1 protein-coding gene is annotated in these 256 nt (G+C 71.5%); it reads right to left on the reverse strand.

From position 1 onward, the window contains the following. A partial coding sequence (locus ACZ3HG_RS24205) for an NAD(P)H-hydrate dehydratase (RefSeq protein ID WP_465334993.1) occupies positions 1 to 256 on the reverse strand: 256 nt, incomplete at both ends.

Below are 256 nucleotides of genomic sequence, written 5' to 3' on the forward strand. Positions count from 1 at the left end.
GTCATGCGCATGGCGCGAGGTACCCAGGCCGGGTCCGATCACCAGCGCCGCGCTGGCGCCGAATTCGACACGGTCGGCCAGGCGGAACATCAGTTCGGGATGCTTGTCGTCGTAGGCCGGGCCATCGTCGACGAAGGCCACATAGACCCGTCCAGCCCCGCCGAAGGCGGCGGTGCGCGCCGCCAGCACCGGCGCACCGGCCATGCCGCGCGCACCGCCCACCACGATGACGTCGCCGTAGCTGCCCTTGTGGCTG

Source organism: Erwinia sp. PME.40.26/001 (assembly GCF_055556675.1).